The organism is Pseudomonas sp. (genome assembly GCF_049300855.1).
GTDB lineage: Bacteria > Pseudomonadota > Gammaproteobacteria > Pseudomonadales > Pseudomonadaceae > Aquipseudomonas.
The window spans coordinates 1-13,358 of sequence record NZ_JBAQKH010000032.1; the positions used below are offsets into that span (position 1 = coordinate 1).

Below are 13,358 nucleotides of genomic sequence, written 5' to 3' on the forward strand. Positions count from 1 at the left end.
GGGAGCGAGCTTGCTCGCGAAGGCGGGGAGTCAGTCAGCACATGTATTGACTGACACTACGCCTTCGCGAGCAAGCTCGCTCCCACAGTATTCTTCGGCTGACTATTGATCCGCAGTTTGCATCCCCGCGCGGGTCGGTTGACCCAACGCATGGGAGAAGAACCGCCCGGCCTCTGAGATGAGGTTGCGATGGATGTCCTCTCGATCCACGCCATCGGCATCGGTACACAACGCCGGCATGGCGCGAATCTGCTCTTCGTTGCACGGCGCCATGAACACGAAGTGCCCTGCCCCGGCCAACAATTTGAAATCCGGTGCGGTCGGCAGTTTGCGCGCCAGAGCCGCCGCATTCTTGTCGAAAGCCACCAGTTTGTCGCCATCGCCGCTGTAGAGCAGCACCGGCACATGCACGTCGGCCAGGGTGTGGCGGCCGAACTTCAGACTCAACGGCGCCATCAACAGCAAGGCGTGCACGCGTGGGTCAGCCACCGGTTGCAGGTCATCGCGATCGACGATCAGTTCACCCTGCGTGTTGCAGGCATCACGGTCATCCGGACGTTCCTGGCAATAACGCCGCAAGCGATCCAGGTCTGGCTGCGCGCCTGACAGAATCAACGCGGTCTCGCCGCCCGCCGAATAGCCGATCACGCCGACCTGATCGGCGTTGACGTAAGGCGCGAGCATGCGGTCGCCGAGGGTGGCGGTAATCGCTTCGGAAATCTGGATTGGCCGCCCGTAAAGATTGCTCAGGGTGCCGAGGCGGCTGTGGTCTTTGGAGTTGTCGCCGGGATGGATCACCGCAACCACGACAAAGCCTTTGCGCGCCAGGGAGGTGGCGAGGTCGTGCAAGGCCAGCGGCGTGCCGGTGTTGCCGTGCGAGAGCATCAGCATCGGAAAGCGGCCAATGGCGACTTTGGTGTCTTCGCCGGCTTCCACCGAATAGCCTTCGAGCAGGCTCATGTGCTCACGATCGCTGGACGGATAGAAGGCGATGGCGCGCATCGGTTGCAGGTCGAGCGGATCGAGGAAGGTCATCTCGTGATAACCGACGCTCCACACCGGATGCCGCCCAGGCGCAGCCTGCACTGAATTCAGGCTGCCAAGCAGGCAAATCAGTAACGCTGCACAAAGACGCATCATGGGATGCCCCACCCTGTTGTTACTCAATCGAGAGATCCGTTGCCTTGCGGGCCAGAAATGCCGGGGATTCGGCGTTTCGGTACGACACTGCACTCAGACGCTGATCGTGTGACTGCATAACCCGGGCCAGATTATGTAACAGTCAGAAACAAAAAACTCCGTAACTGGCCCTTGCAGAACCAGAATACAGAGTTTTTTGAGCGTTACCTGAACATCAGCTGTTCTTTACGCAAGCCTTACGCAGCGGCAAACAGTTGCTCGCTGATTTTCGCTTGAGCAGCGGTCATCGCGTTGTTGCGCACTTCGTCACCATACGCCAGGCCTTCAGCACGAACGATTTCGATGTCGGTGATGCCGAGGAAGCCCAGTACCAGCTTCAGATATTCTTCGTGAGCGATGCCGCTGGCCTGACCGGCATGGATGCCACCGGAGGTCGACACGATCACCACTTTTTTGCCACCGCACAGACCTTCAGGGCCGGCTTCGGTGTAACGGAAGGTCTGACCGGCAACGGCTACGCGGTCGATCCACGCCTTGAGTTGGGTCGGTACGGTGAAGTTGTACATCGGCGCAGCGATCACCACGGCGTCGGCAGCAATGAATTCGGCCAGGGTCGAAGCGCTCAGTTCGGCTTCGTGCTGTTGTGCGGCGTTGCGCAGTTCAGCGGTGGTGCCGGCGGCGACCAGAGTGGTCGACGAGAAGTGGCTGATGGCATCAGCGGCCAGATCGCGGTAAGTGACCACGGCGCTTGGCTCGGCGGTCTGCCAGGCTTTGACGACTTGGCTGCTCAACTGACGGGAAGCCGAATTGTCGCCCAGAATGCTCGAATCGATATGCAGCAGTTTCATGTGGAATCTCCTGGAAGGAATCGCCGGTGGCGACGGAATGGAGACAATCCTACGGAAGAAACCAATGGATGATTAGCCGCCGACAATGCGATAGTTCGTCCCACTGATAGAACAGTTGGAGCGCCATGCAAGATCTCAACGATCTCTACTATTTCGCCAAAGTGGTCGAGGCCGGCGGTTTCGCTGCGGCTGGCCGCTTGCTGGGCATACCCAAATCGCGCTTGTCCCGACGCATTGCCGAGCTGGAAGAACGCCTCGGCGCGCGGCTGCTGCAACGCACCACGCGTCAATTGAACCTCACAGCCGTTGGCGAACGCTATCTACGTCACTGCCAGGCGATGCTGCTGGAAGCGGAAATGGCCGATGAAGCGGTCGCCAGCATGTCCAGTGAACCGCGAGGACGCCTGCGGGTGTCCTGCCCGACCGGACTGGCTCGGGAAATGTTGCCGTGGGTCATCAGCGAATTTCTCGGCAAGTTTCCGCAGGTGCAATTGGAGGTGGTGCTGCTCAATCGCCGGGTCGATCTGGTCGCCGAAGGCTTCGATGTGGCGCTGCGCGTGCGTGAACTGGGCGACGAAGACCCGTTACTGGTCACCCGGCGCCTGCGTCAGGCGCAAATGGTCGTGGTCGCCAGCCCGGATTTTGTACAGGGCCAGTCGATCAACCATCCGCAAGACCTGAAAAATCTGCCGGTGCTCGGCGCACTGGAACCTGATCGCATGGTGCATGTGCGCTTGCTTGATGAGCAGGGTGAAAGCTTCGAGTTGAACATGGAAGCACGCCTGGGCATCGATGACTTTATTGTGCGCAAAGCCTGCGTGCTGGCCGGTCAGGGTTTTACCTTGCTGCCGATGATGTACTGCGAAGAAGAACTGAGAAACGGCACGCTGGTGCAATTGCTGCCAGAGTGGTCGCTGCCCGGCGGCTGGCTGCAAGCGGTGTATCCGCACCGACGCGGGGTGATGCCGGCGGTGCGCGCGTGGATCGATCACCTGGTCGAGTCGTTCAATGCCTGTGGAGAGCGGTTGTTATGAGCAAAGGGAAGATGAGCGAAGCCGACGTCGCGGCGTTCTGCCTGGCATTGCCCGGTGCACGAGAGGATTACAAATGGGGCGGCGTGCGGGTGTTTTCGATTGCCGGCAACAAGATGTTTGCGCTGCAGGGTTTGCGCGGCGATTCGCTGGCGTTCAAGGTCGACAAGGATCTGTTTCTCGGCCATTGCGACCGCCCGGGGATTCACCCGGCGCCGTATCTGGCGCGGGCACAGTGGATCATCATGCACCCGCCCTACCCGCTGGGTGCCGAAGAGTTGCAGGGTTTGTTGCAGCGCTCGCATCAGCTAGTGGTAAGCAAACTGCCAAAGAAAACCCAAATCGGTTTCTTGCTGTAAACCCGATCCCTGTAGGAGGGAATTGCGGTGCGGTTTAAAACAGGGTCAGCAAGTTCGAGCCGAGAAACAGCTGGTCGATCCAGAACACTTGATGCAGCAGCACAATCACCCAGAACAGAATCTGAAACGAGACCTTGCGCGTTTTGTGCCGGAACACCTGCTGGGCGATCAATGCGCCCGGCCAGCCGCCGGCCAGTTCCACAGCATGCAGGATATTCTCCGGGGTACGCCAGGCATCAGCGCGAGCCTTGCGCTTGTCGGCCCAGTACATGAAGAACGCCAGCACGCTGACGACGCCGTAAGCCGTTAGCGGCACCAACGAGATCCCGCGCAGCCACATCGACAGCGAGCCGAACAGCGGCAGCGCGCAGACGATCAGCAGAACCAGCAGTTTCAGCTTCAGATGCTGGATGTTGTTGCCGCCCGAAGGTCGTCCTTCGGGCCGGCGTGCGCGGGAGTCACTCATGGCTTGGCCGCCGCCCAGTCAACCCAGCCGAACTGCCAGGTCGCCAGAATCAGCAGACCAAACACAATCCGGTACCAGGCAAACACCGCATAGCTGTGGCTGGCGATGAACTTGAGCAGCCCGCGCACGGCGATCATGGCGAAGATGAACGCTGTGACGAAACCGATGGCGAACACCGGAAAATCCGCCGGGACGAACAAATGGCGGTACTTGAAGCCCGAGTAAACCGCCGCACCGACCATGGTCGGCATGGCCAGAAAGAACGAGAACTCGGTGGCGGTCTTGCGCGACAGGCCAAACAGCAGGCCGCCGATAATCGTCGAGCCGGAGCGCGAGGTGCCGGGAATCATCGCCAGGCACTGCGCGAAGCCGACTTTCAGGGCGTCTTTCCAGGTGATCTCGTCGACTGTTTCGGCGTGCACCTCATGCTGACGCTTTTCCGCCCACAACATGATGATGCCGCCCACGACCAGCGCGGTCGCGACGGTAATCGGGTTAAACAGGTATTCGTGGATCAGGTCGGCAAAGATCACGCCCAGCACCACGGCGGGCAAGAACGCGATCAGCAGATTGGCGGTAAAGCGCCGTGCACTCGGCTGGGTCGGCAAGCCGATGACCACGTCGAGAATCTTGCGCCGAAACTCCCAGACCACCGCGAGAATCGCGCCGAGCTGGATGATGATATTGAACGCCATGGCCCGTTCGCCGCCGAAATTCAGCAAGTCGGCAACGATGATCTGGTGTCCTGTACTGGAAATGGGCAAAAACTCCGTCAGCCCCTCTACAACTCCTAGTATCAGTGCCTGCAAGGCCGTCCAAAGATCCATCAATCCCCCAAAGAGCGATGCGCGCCGGCATGCCCCGATAGTATTTTTTTACGTTCACTGCGATCAGCGTAGCTGGTTATGGCTGTACCGATTCCGCACGCACAGGATCCACACGAAACGGTCAAAATTCCGTGAAATATCAATTTGGATTCAGGTTTTCACGCGCGGGGCCGAAATCCTAACAGACACGCCTTAATAGCGCTGCCGCGTTATACGACTTGGGTCGCGTATGCCCGCTCACAAATTCGTGGTTGGATGCTGGCGGTCGTTTATTACAAGAAAAAGAATCCGGAGTGACAGCGTTATGAACAGCTTGCGCAGTGTGTCGATCAGCCGACGCTTGTGGCTCATCTTGATTGTGGCGGTGGTCATGTTGCTGACCTTGGGCATGTTGATGCTCAAGCAGATCCACGACGACCTGTATCACGCCAAGGCCCAGAAAACCCAGCATGTGGTGCAGACCGCCAGCGGCCTGCTGACCTATTACCACGACCTCGAAACGGCCGGCACGCTGAGCAAAGAGGCCGCGCAGAAACAGGCCCTCACTGCGATTCGCGGTTTGCGTTACGACCAGAGTGATTACTTCTGGATCAACGACCTCACACCCGTGATGGTCATGCACCCGACCAACCCGAAACTCGAAGGCCAGAACCTCTCGGCGATCCGCGACCCGGACGGTTTTGCGGTGTTCAACGAAATGGTTGCCATCGCTCGCGCCAAAGGCGCCGGCATGGTCGACTACCGTTGGCCGAAACCGGGTGCCAGCGAGCCGGTGGCCAAGACCTCCTACGTCAAACTGTTCGAGCCGTGGGGCTGGGTGCTCGGTTCCGGGGTTTACGTCGACGATGTGCAGGCGGAATTCCAGGGCCAGGTGATCAAAGCCACCGTCATCGGTCTGGCGATTGCCGTGATCATGGCGTTGCTGGTGATCCTGATCGCGCGCAGCATCGTCCGGCCGCTGCAGGAAACCGTGAACGCCATGGCCAACATCGCCAGCGGCGAAAGCGACCTGACCCGCAGCCTCGATACCCACGGCAAAGATGAAGTGACTGAGCTGGCGCATCATTTCAATGCTTTCACCGCCAAGCTGCGTCGGGTGATCGGTGACTTGCAGGTGTCGGCCAGCGCGCTCGGTCAGTCGTCCAGCGAACTGGGCAACGACGCCTCGCAGGCGCAGCAACGCAGCCAGCAGCAATCGCAGCAGATGGAACTGGTGGCCACCGCGATCAACGAAGTGACCTATGGCGTGCAGGACGTGGCGAAAAACGCCGAGAACGCCGCCGCTGAAATGCGTGACGCCGAAGCGCAGGCGCAGCAGGGCCAGATCAACATCGATGGCAGCCTGCAGCAAATCGACAAACTGTCCGGCACGATTGATCAGGCGGTGGAAGTGATTCGTACGTTGGCCGCTGAAAGCACGCAGATTGGCAGTGTGCTGGAGGTGATCCGTTCGATTGCCGAGCAGACCAACCTGCTCGCGCTCAACGCCGCGATTGAAGCGGCCCGTGCCGGCGAACAAGGTCGCGGCTTTGCCGTGGTTGCCGATGAAGTGCGCTTGTTGGCGCAGCGTACGCAGAAGTCGACGGCGGAAATCCAGTCGATGATCGAGCGTTTGCAGAATCACTCCGAAGCGGCCGTGAAGGTCATCGGCGACAGCAGCAAGGCGTCGCAATTGACCATTGAACAAGCCGGGTTGGCTGGCGCGAGTCTGAATGCCATCGGTCAGGCATTGCGCAACCTCAATGGTCTGAATGCCTCGATTGCCAGCGCCACGCTGCAACAGGCGCATGTGGTCGAGGACATCAATCAGAACGTGACTCAGGCGGCCGGTCTTTCGCACAGCACGGCGATCGCTGCCGAACAATCGAGTGCGGCCAGCCTGAAACTTGGCCAGTTGAGCGAACAACTCAACGGCCTCCTGCGCCAGTTCCGCGTCTGATCCGTTTAACTTTGGTGAGCCCACCCCTCACCCCAGCCCTCTCCCGGAGGGAGAGGGGGCCGACCGAAGTGTCTCAAGCTATACGTCGACCTGAAAAATCGAGTCGATTATGGATTCAACGCAGAAGGTCAGGTCGGCGGATCTCGAACATCCAACCCGGTCAGTCCCCTCTCCCTACGGGCGGTCCGACGTTTCGGGAGGGTTAGGGTGAGGGGCTTGGGCGAATGCAGTACAATCCGCCCCCTTCTTTCACTCCCCCAAGGAACCCCCATGTCCGGGCTTGAACTGTTTGCCGCCGCCCTCGGTGTGATCGCCGTCTGGCTGACGGTCAAACAGAATCCGTGGTGCTGGCCAATCGGCCTGGTCATGGTGTTGCTGTATAGCTGGATCTTCTTTGAAGTGAAGCTGTATTCGGACATGTTGCTGCAAGTGATTTACGCCGCGCTGCAAGTGTATGGCTGGTGGCAATGGACCCGCGCCGGGACGATGCATGACGGTCGTGAGGTCACGCGTCTCGATCAACGCTCTATCCTTCTCGGCCTCGGTGCAGGTGCCTTCGGCAGCCTGCTGCTCGGTGCGGCCATGGCCCACTGGACCGACGCCGCGCAACCGTGGCTCGATGCCGCGCTGACCGGTTTCAGTCTGGTCGCACAATTGTGGATGGCACAGAAACGCCTGCAATGCTGGGCACTGTGGTTTGTCCTTGATGTGATCTTTGTCGGCTTGTTCATCTATAAAGGGCTGTACCTCACTGCGGCGCTGTACGGCCTGTTCACCTTGCTGGCGATTCAAGGCTTTCGCGAATGGCGTGCTGATCCGGCGTTGCGCACATGAAGGTCGTGGTTCTGACCGGCCCCGAATCGACCGGCAAGAGCTGGCTGGCGGCGGGCCTGCAACAACGCTTTGGCGGCTGGCGGGTGGACGAGTACGTGCGCCGGTTTATCGAGCTCAACCCGCGCGACACCTGTCTGGCTGATATCCCGGAAATCGCCCGGGGCCAATTGCAATGGGAAGATCAGGCACGGGCGCAACAGCCTGCACTGCTGATCCTCGACACGCACTTGCTGAGCAATATGCTCTGGAGCCAGACGCTGTTCGGCGATTGCCCGGCCTGGCTGGAAGCCGAACTGTTGGCGCGGCATTACGACCTGCACCTTTTACTCTCGCCAGAGCAAATTGACTGGACCGATGACGGCCAGCGCTGCCAGCCGGATCTGGACGAGCGACTGGCGTTTTACCAAGCCACCCGAGACTGGCTGGAAAACCACCACCAGCGTTTTCAGATCATCGAGGGCAATTGGGCCGAGCGCCAGTCGAAGGCATTTGCCGCCGTCGAGCAACTGCTGGCGCAGTGACCCGGTCAAGGGGTGCCTTTCCCACGCTTTTCCCCCTGTTTTGGGGGCAAAGTGTCCAATCCTGAAACACTCGCTCGCGTGCAAAGTGCCCGTTTCAGCACTGTTCACAGCTTTGTCATGCCGGTTGTTACGCGGCTGAAACACCCTGGCGCAAACCCTTGTGCCAGAGCTTTATTCAGCCAATAGACAGGTCAGCGCCACCCTGCGTGTATCAGTCATGAAACAGGCGGTGTATCAGGCCTGCGCATCGATTCCCCAAGCAATTGAAATTGAAAGCTATTTCAAAAGCGGCACAGCTTTCGCTCTCTCCTTCACAACGCTGACCAAGGGCAGCCCACTGAAGAAGGAATTGCAGCCGTGGGGAATATCAAAAAAGGTTTGACCTGCCTTCTGCTGATCGGATCAGCAGCCAGCACATTGATCAGCTTCAACGTGCAGGCAGAGGGTAACGGCGTGATTGTACTCAATCGCGATGTTCAACCCATTCCCATCGGTCGCAGCGGCGGCAAAGACCCCTACCCGACCACTGTCAATGCCAACCCTTCCGGCCGCATCAACCAGGCGATGAACAGCACCGAACTCAACGACGGTGATTTCGCCAGCGTGGCCAGTGGTTCGTCGATTCGCGGCGGTATGTCGACCGCCACCGGGAGCCTGCCGGGGACCAATGTGCTGACCAACCCCAACGGCCTGCCCGGCATGAGTGCCGGTCATGGCGGCGGCGGTGGCAGTTCCATCTCCAACACCGTCAACCGCGCAATGGGCGCCGGCCTCGCTCCGCTGACCCGCATGGCTGGAGGCCAATAAGATGAATCGCACCCTGCTCCTGCTCGCCCTCCTCGGTTGCGCCAGCGCCATGGCTGCCGACCCCAGCTCAGTGAACAACGCGAACATTCAGGACACCGGCATCCAGTACCGCGGCAACTACAACATCAACCAGGCCGCCGGCGACCAGATGCAACAGACCAACACCAAGGCCATTGCCATCGGCACTTCGGCCAGCGCCACCACCATTGTCCGCCAGCACATCGACACCCCGGGCAATCCGTCAACGAACGCCAGCGCGACCATTGGCGGCAACTCTTTCAGTAATGGCAACGGGATCCTCGGTGTGAACCAGGGTGCCGGCGCCAACAACCAGATGGCCAACGTGACACGCGTCAGCATCAGTGCTGCCCCGCAGAGCGTTGACGATAGCGCCCTTTCACAACAGAACGTGGTGCTTTTACCGAGCTCAGGAGCAACTGGTACCTCACCCGGCAGTCGCCAGGTCACGACAAGTGATCAGGCCTTCACCGGCAGCCGCGGGGTAATCCAGGTGAACCAGAGTGCCGGGGTGGGGAACCGTATGGCTAACACCCTGAGCATCCGGGTCGCTGACTGACCCAAACAACAAAAAGCAGTGCAATTAGAAAGTACCAACACTTAACCAACTAATAAGCACGATGGAGAAACACCATGAAACCTACAATGGCTCTCAAACCACTGGTTTTCGCACTTGCAGCAGTGATGGCAATCGCAGCACAGGCAGGCGGTCGTGATGATGATCACGGTCATGGTAACGGGCACGGCAACGGTCATGGCAATGGCCATGATCCAAAAGGCCCTACCCTGGAAGAACTGCTGCAAATCGGCGCTGGCGCCGGTGCCGCAGTGCTCGACGCACAAAACAGCGACGGCAACACCGTGCTCAATCAAGGCACAAAAAATAATGCCGGTATCGAAAACTCGGCAAACGGTTCCAACGGCAACCTCGGCATGAACAACGCCGGTGGCGATGGCAACCAACAAGACAACGCCGCTGCACTGGCCACCGCCGACGAAAGTTTCATCTTCGGCACCGCTGTCGCTGCTTCCAGCGCCACGCAGGTCAATAACAACAACGCTGTTGCAAACGCCTCCACCACCAACAATGCAAGCTTGAACAACGTGGGTAACGGCGGTTCCGGCAACATTGGCGTGAACAACGCTGCCGGCAACTTCAACCAACAGAAAAACAACCTGGCAATCGCCGTATCCGGTGGCCGTGTGGCCCAGGCAGCAGCCGCTGCCAACCAAAGCTCTACCGGTCTTAACGTAGGCAACTACGGTACTCAGACCTACAAAAAAGATACCCTTACTGGCACCGTCGCCGCCGCTGGCGTGTTCGGCGCCGTGGGCACCGCAACTACCAGAGATGACGATCACGGTCACGGTGGTGGTGGCGGTTATGGCAACAACGACCGTGGCCATGGTGGCAACGGTGGCGGTCAGTCTACCTCTGACTTCGTTGCCGTGGGTGTCTTCGGCCTGGCTGGCGTGACCACTCAACAAGTGATGACTCCAGACGGCTGGAAAAACCCTGTAACCAACAACGCTTCCGTCAGCAACGTTGGCAACAACTTCTCCGGCAACGCTGGCTTCAACAACGCCGCAGGTGTTGGCAACCAACAAAGCAACTCGCTGTCCATCGCTGCAGGTTGCAAAGCCTGCATGTAATCGCGATCGAAACGAAAGCCCCGGAAACGGGGCTTTTCCTCAGTCCGCAAAGGCGTATCGATCATGCGTAAGACGGCCCTTTTCGCTCTGCTTTGCCTGTCTGGCCTGACCCAGGCCGCGCAGATGCCAGTCGCTGCCCTCCCCGGCGGCGTACTCGTCTACAAGAACGTGCAAAGCATTCGTGAGCGCAAGTTTTCCGACATCGTCGAACAGAAAACCGATTTCAGCTGCGGCGCTGCTGCACTGGCTACGGTGTTACGCCAGGCCTATTGGCTCGACGTCGATGAGGAGCACATCATCAAAGGCATGCTGGTCAACGCTGACCAGGACCTTGTTCGTACTCAAGGGTTTTCCATGCTGGACATGAAGCGCTACATAGAAAGCATCGGCATGCGCGCCAGGGGCTACAAGATTCCACCGGAAAAACTCGACGCTGTAACCATCCCGGTGGTGGTACTGATGGAAATTCGCGGCTACAAGCATTTCGTGGTTCTGCAGCGTTCGGACAAGGATTGGGTTTACATCGGAGACCCGGTTTTAGGCCACAAGCGCTACAAACACGATGACTTTGTCAAAGGTTGGAACGGCATTGTCTTCGCCATCGTCGGCCCCGGTTATGACAAAACCAATGCATTGCGCAGCCCGCCGACACCGCTGACGGCGAAGAACAAGCTGGATAACTTCAACCCTGTCAGAGATGCTGAATTAATGGACTTCGGGTTCATACAGAGCGACTTCTTTTAATCGCCGATTATAAAGAATGGGGCTGGATGTCCCGGGAGCAGCAGATGAAAACCTCATACTGGCTGGCCGCCGCCTGCCTGGCAGCGAGCGCGTCAGGCTATGCCAATGCAGGATTCAAGCCTATCGAGATACAGGACAAGGAGTTGTCCGAGCTACGTGGACGTTACGTCATGCCGGGGCGGATTATCAGCTTCGGCATTGTCATGAGCAGCACCTGGCGCAACGCCGGTGGCGATCTGATCGGGGCCGCGACCTCGATGCAACTTCAAGCAGCAACGGTCAAACCCGAACTCTACGTGCAGACAATCAAGGAGCACGGCAACGGCAGTACCCTGCCAACGGGCACCGGCACGATCACCGGTGGCGCCGGCCTCGACAGCAGCCAGGGCGTGACGCAAAGCGTGCGTGCCGCTGGCGACAGCAACACGGCTTACAACAACGTCGCCATTAACGTTTCCGAAGCCAGTCAGGCCCCGGCGCTGGTGCCCGCACAAGGGCAGGCACTGATGGCCGGGCAGACTATCGGCGGCAGCAATGCTGCCGGCAGCGTGGCTGTTTCGGCCAACGGCGGTGGCGTCCAGATGGCCATTCAGGCCGCTGGCAATCAGGGCACCGCCCTGCAACAGGTCGCCCAGGGTGGCTTGCTGCAGAACACCCGTTTGCTGGGCAGTGCCAACGTGGTCAACAACATGACTCAACTCAACGTCGTCCTGAACAATAACGGCATGAGCGCCGGCGCACTGGACTGCAACCTGACGCAACTCAGGGCACTACGCACTATTGGATATTGAACTACGCTGAGTCTCGATCATTGGGCTTAAAGGGACGGCTTATTCATGTATCGATCAGTATCACTGCGTGCCGCTGTTTGTTTGAGCACTCTTCTACCTGCAGCGATGCTGCAAGCGGCACCGGACGCCGATGTAGAAGTCCTGAAACAAGAACTTCTGGAGCTGAAGCAACGTTACGAAGTACAACAAAAAGCCCTGGCGGTGCTCGAACAACGAGTCCGTCAGGTCGAAGATCAACCGGCGGCGCCGCAACCCAAACGTCTGGCCAAGTCGCCGGCGGATATGAAAGGCAATCCCAAAGTGGCCACCGGTACCGGGGCCGCCGCAGCGTCGGGGGGCGCCGCCGGGGGCAGTGGTGCTTCTTACGGGCAATCGCTGGCAGATGATTCGCAACCGGCACAAAGTGTGTCCAACCTGTACGACGAGGCCAGTGGTTTCTTCGGCGGTGGCAAATTCAGCTTCGAAACCGGTATCACCTACTCGCGCTACGACACCCGTCAGTTGATCCTCAACGGCTTTCTGGCACTGGACTCGATTTTTCTCGGCAACATCAACCTTGACCGGATCAAGGCCGACACCTGGACCCTCGACCTCACGGGCCGCTACAACTTCGACAATCGCTGGCAGTTCGACCTGAACGTGCCGGTGGTCTACCGCGATTCGACTTATCAATCCGGCGGCGGCAACGGAGGCGCTTCCAACGTCACCACCGAACAGGACGTGACGCGGGATCCAACCATTGGCGACGTCAACTTCGGCATTGCTTACAAGTTCCTCGACGAGTCGGCCAACACGCCGGATGCGGTCGTGACCTTGCGCGTCAAGGCGCCAACCGGCAAGGATCCGTTCGGCATCAAGCTGCGCCAGACCGACGCCAACTCCAACCTGTTCGTGCCTGACACCCTGCCTACCGGCAACGGCGTCTGGTCGGTCACTCCGGGCATCTCGCTGGTCAAGACGTTCGACCCGGCCGTGCTGTTCGGCAGTTTGTCCTACACCCACAACCTGGAGGAGTCGTTTGACGACATCAGCTCGACGGTCAACCAGAAAACCCCGGGCAAAGTGCAAATTGGCGACAGCTTCCAGATCGGCGCCGGTATTGCGTTCGCTCTGAACGAGAAGATGAGTATGTCGTTCTCGATGTCCGACCTGGTGCAGCGTAAAAGCAAGCTGAAGCAGGATGGCGGGGATTGGCAATCGGTGGTGTCGAGTGACGCCAACGCCGGCTACTTCAACGTCGGCATGACCATTGCGGCCACCGACAACCTGACCATCGTGCCGAACTTGTCGATCGGTTTGACCGACGACGCTCCGGACTTTTCCTTCAGCCTGAAATTCCCGTACTACTTCTAAACGTGCAGCCACACAAAAGGCCCGTTG

Annotated in this window: 16 protein-coding genes; 12 read left to right on the forward strand and 4 right to left on the reverse strand. The window is 59.1% G+C overall.

Annotation, left to right across the window (positions count from 1 at the left end; genetic code table 11):
* Window positions 1–102: 102 nt before the first annotated feature.
* Window positions 103–1,140 (reverse strand): alpha/beta hydrolase family protein, encoded by a 1,038-nt coding sequence (locus WA225_RS19015; RefSeq protein WP_064118184.1) that lies wholly within the window; start codon window positions 1,138–1,140, stop codon window positions 103–105.
* A gap of 236 nt (window positions 1,141–1,376) precedes the next feature.
* Window positions 1,377–1,988 carry an FMN-dependent NADH-azoreductase gene (locus tag WA225_RS19020; protein WP_422609123.1) on the reverse strand — a complete coding sequence of 204 codons (612 nt, stop codon included), beginning with the start codon at window positions 1,986–1,988 and terminating at the stop codon, window positions 1,377–1,379.
* Between the two features lie 125 nt (window positions 1,989–2,113).
* Here WA225_RS19020 and WA225_RS19025 point away from each other — a divergent pair, with 125 nt between their 5' ends.
* Together WA225_RS19025 and WA225_RS19030 are read left to right on the forward strand one after the other, a co-directional pair.
* Window positions 2,114–3,022 (forward strand): LysR substrate-binding domain-containing protein, encoded by a 909-nt coding sequence (locus WA225_RS19025; RefSeq protein WP_422609124.1) that lies wholly within the window; start codon window positions 2,114–2,116, stop codon window positions 3,020–3,022.
* Window positions 3,019–3,378 carry an MmcQ/YjbR family DNA-binding protein gene (locus WA225_RS19030; RefSeq protein ID WP_422609125.1) on the forward strand — a complete coding sequence of 120 codons (360 nt, stop codon included), beginning with the start codon at window positions 3,019–3,021 and terminating at the stop codon, window positions 3,376–3,378. The genes WA225_RS19025 and WA225_RS19030 overlap by 4 nt, the downstream gene beginning before the upstream one ends.
* A gap of 34 nt (window positions 3,379–3,412) precedes the next feature.
* Here the strand turns inward: WA225_RS19030 and WA225_RS19035 are convergent, their stop codons facing one another.
* Together WA225_RS19035 and WA225_RS19040 are read right to left on the reverse strand one after the other, a co-directional pair.
* Complete coding sequence (locus WA225_RS19035) at window positions 3,413–3,844, reverse strand: DUF1294 domain-containing protein (RefSeq protein ID WP_422609126.1); 432 nt, start codon at window positions 3,842–3,844, stop codon at window positions 3,413–3,415.
* Window positions 3,841–4,671, reverse strand: a complete 831-nt coding sequence (locus WA225_RS19040; RefSeq protein WP_422609127.1) for an undecaprenyl-diphosphate phosphatase — start codon at window positions 4,669–4,671, stop codon at window positions 3,841–3,843. Before WA225_RS19040 ends, WA225_RS19035 begins: the two co-directional genes overlap by 4 nt.
* Before the next feature lie 304 nt (window positions 4,672–4,975).
* Between WA225_RS19040 and WA225_RS19045 the strand changes: the two genes are divergently transcribed.
* The 10 genes from WA225_RS19045 to WA225_RS19090 all read left to right on the forward strand — a co-directional run bounded on the left by WA225_RS19045 (window position 4,976) and on the right by WA225_RS19090 (window position 13,331).
* Complete coding sequence (locus tag WA225_RS19045; RefSeq protein WP_422609128.1) at window positions 4,976–6,610, forward strand: methyl-accepting chemotaxis protein; 1,635 nt, start codon at window positions 4,976–4,978, stop codon at window positions 6,608–6,610.
* A gap of 270 nt (window positions 6,611–6,880) precedes the next feature.
* Window positions 6,881–7,444 carry a nicotinamide riboside transporter PnuC gene (pnuC, locus tag WA225_RS19050; RefSeq protein WP_422609129.1) on the forward strand — a complete coding sequence of 188 codons (564 nt, stop codon included), beginning with the start codon at window positions 6,881–6,883 and terminating at the stop codon, window positions 7,442–7,444.
* The gene (locus WA225_RS19055; protein WP_422609130.1) at window positions 7,441–7,965 is read left to right on the forward strand and encodes an AAA family ATPase; all 525 of its coding nucleotides are present in this window, start codon (window positions 7,441–7,443) and stop codon (window positions 7,963–7,965) included. Before pnuC ends, WA225_RS19055 begins: the two co-directional genes overlap by 4 nt.
* Window positions 7,966–8,125: 160 nt before the next feature.
* Window positions 8,126–8,347 carry a hypothetical protein gene (locus tag WA225_RS19060; RefSeq protein WP_422609131.1) on the forward strand — a complete coding sequence of 74 codons (222 nt, stop codon included), beginning with the start codon at window positions 8,126–8,128 and terminating at the stop codon, window positions 8,345–8,347.
* Window positions 8,323–8,772: a hypothetical protein gene (locus tag WA225_RS19065; RefSeq protein WP_422609132.1), complete on the forward strand. Its 450-nt coding sequence runs from the start codon at window positions 8,323–8,325 to the stop codon at window positions 8,770–8,772. The genes WA225_RS19060 and WA225_RS19065 overlap by 25 nt, the downstream gene beginning before the upstream one ends.
* Window position 8,773: 1 nt before the next feature.
* On the forward strand, window positions 8,774–9,349 hold the full coding sequence (locus WA225_RS19070; RefSeq protein WP_422609133.1) for an adhesin: 576 nt from the start codon (window positions 8,774–8,776) through the stop codon (window positions 9,347–9,349).
* Between the two features lie 74 nt (window positions 9,350–9,423).
* Entirely contained in the window at window positions 9,424–10,443 is a 1,020-nt protein-coding gene (locus WA225_RS19075) for a heme utilization protein (RefSeq protein WP_422609134.1), read from the forward strand.
* Window positions 10,444–10,506: 63 nt separating this feature from the next.
* Window positions 10,507–11,187 carry a C39 family peptidase gene (locus tag WA225_RS19080; protein ID WP_093432815.1) on the forward strand — a complete coding sequence of 227 codons (681 nt, stop codon included), beginning with the start codon at window positions 10,507–10,509 and terminating at the stop codon, window positions 11,185–11,187.
* A gap of 44 nt (window positions 11,188–11,231) precedes the next feature.
* A complete protein-coding gene (locus tag WA225_RS19085; RefSeq protein WP_422609135.1) occupies window positions 11,232–11,978 on the forward strand; it encodes a hypothetical protein in 747 nt (248 codons plus the stop codon).
* Window positions 11,979–12,023: 45 nt separating this feature from the next.
* Window positions 12,024–13,331, forward strand: a complete 1,308-nt coding sequence (locus tag WA225_RS19090) for a hypothetical protein (RefSeq protein WP_422609136.1) — start codon at window positions 12,024–12,026, stop codon at window positions 13,329–13,331.
* Window positions 13,332–13,358: the final 27 nt, after the last annotated feature.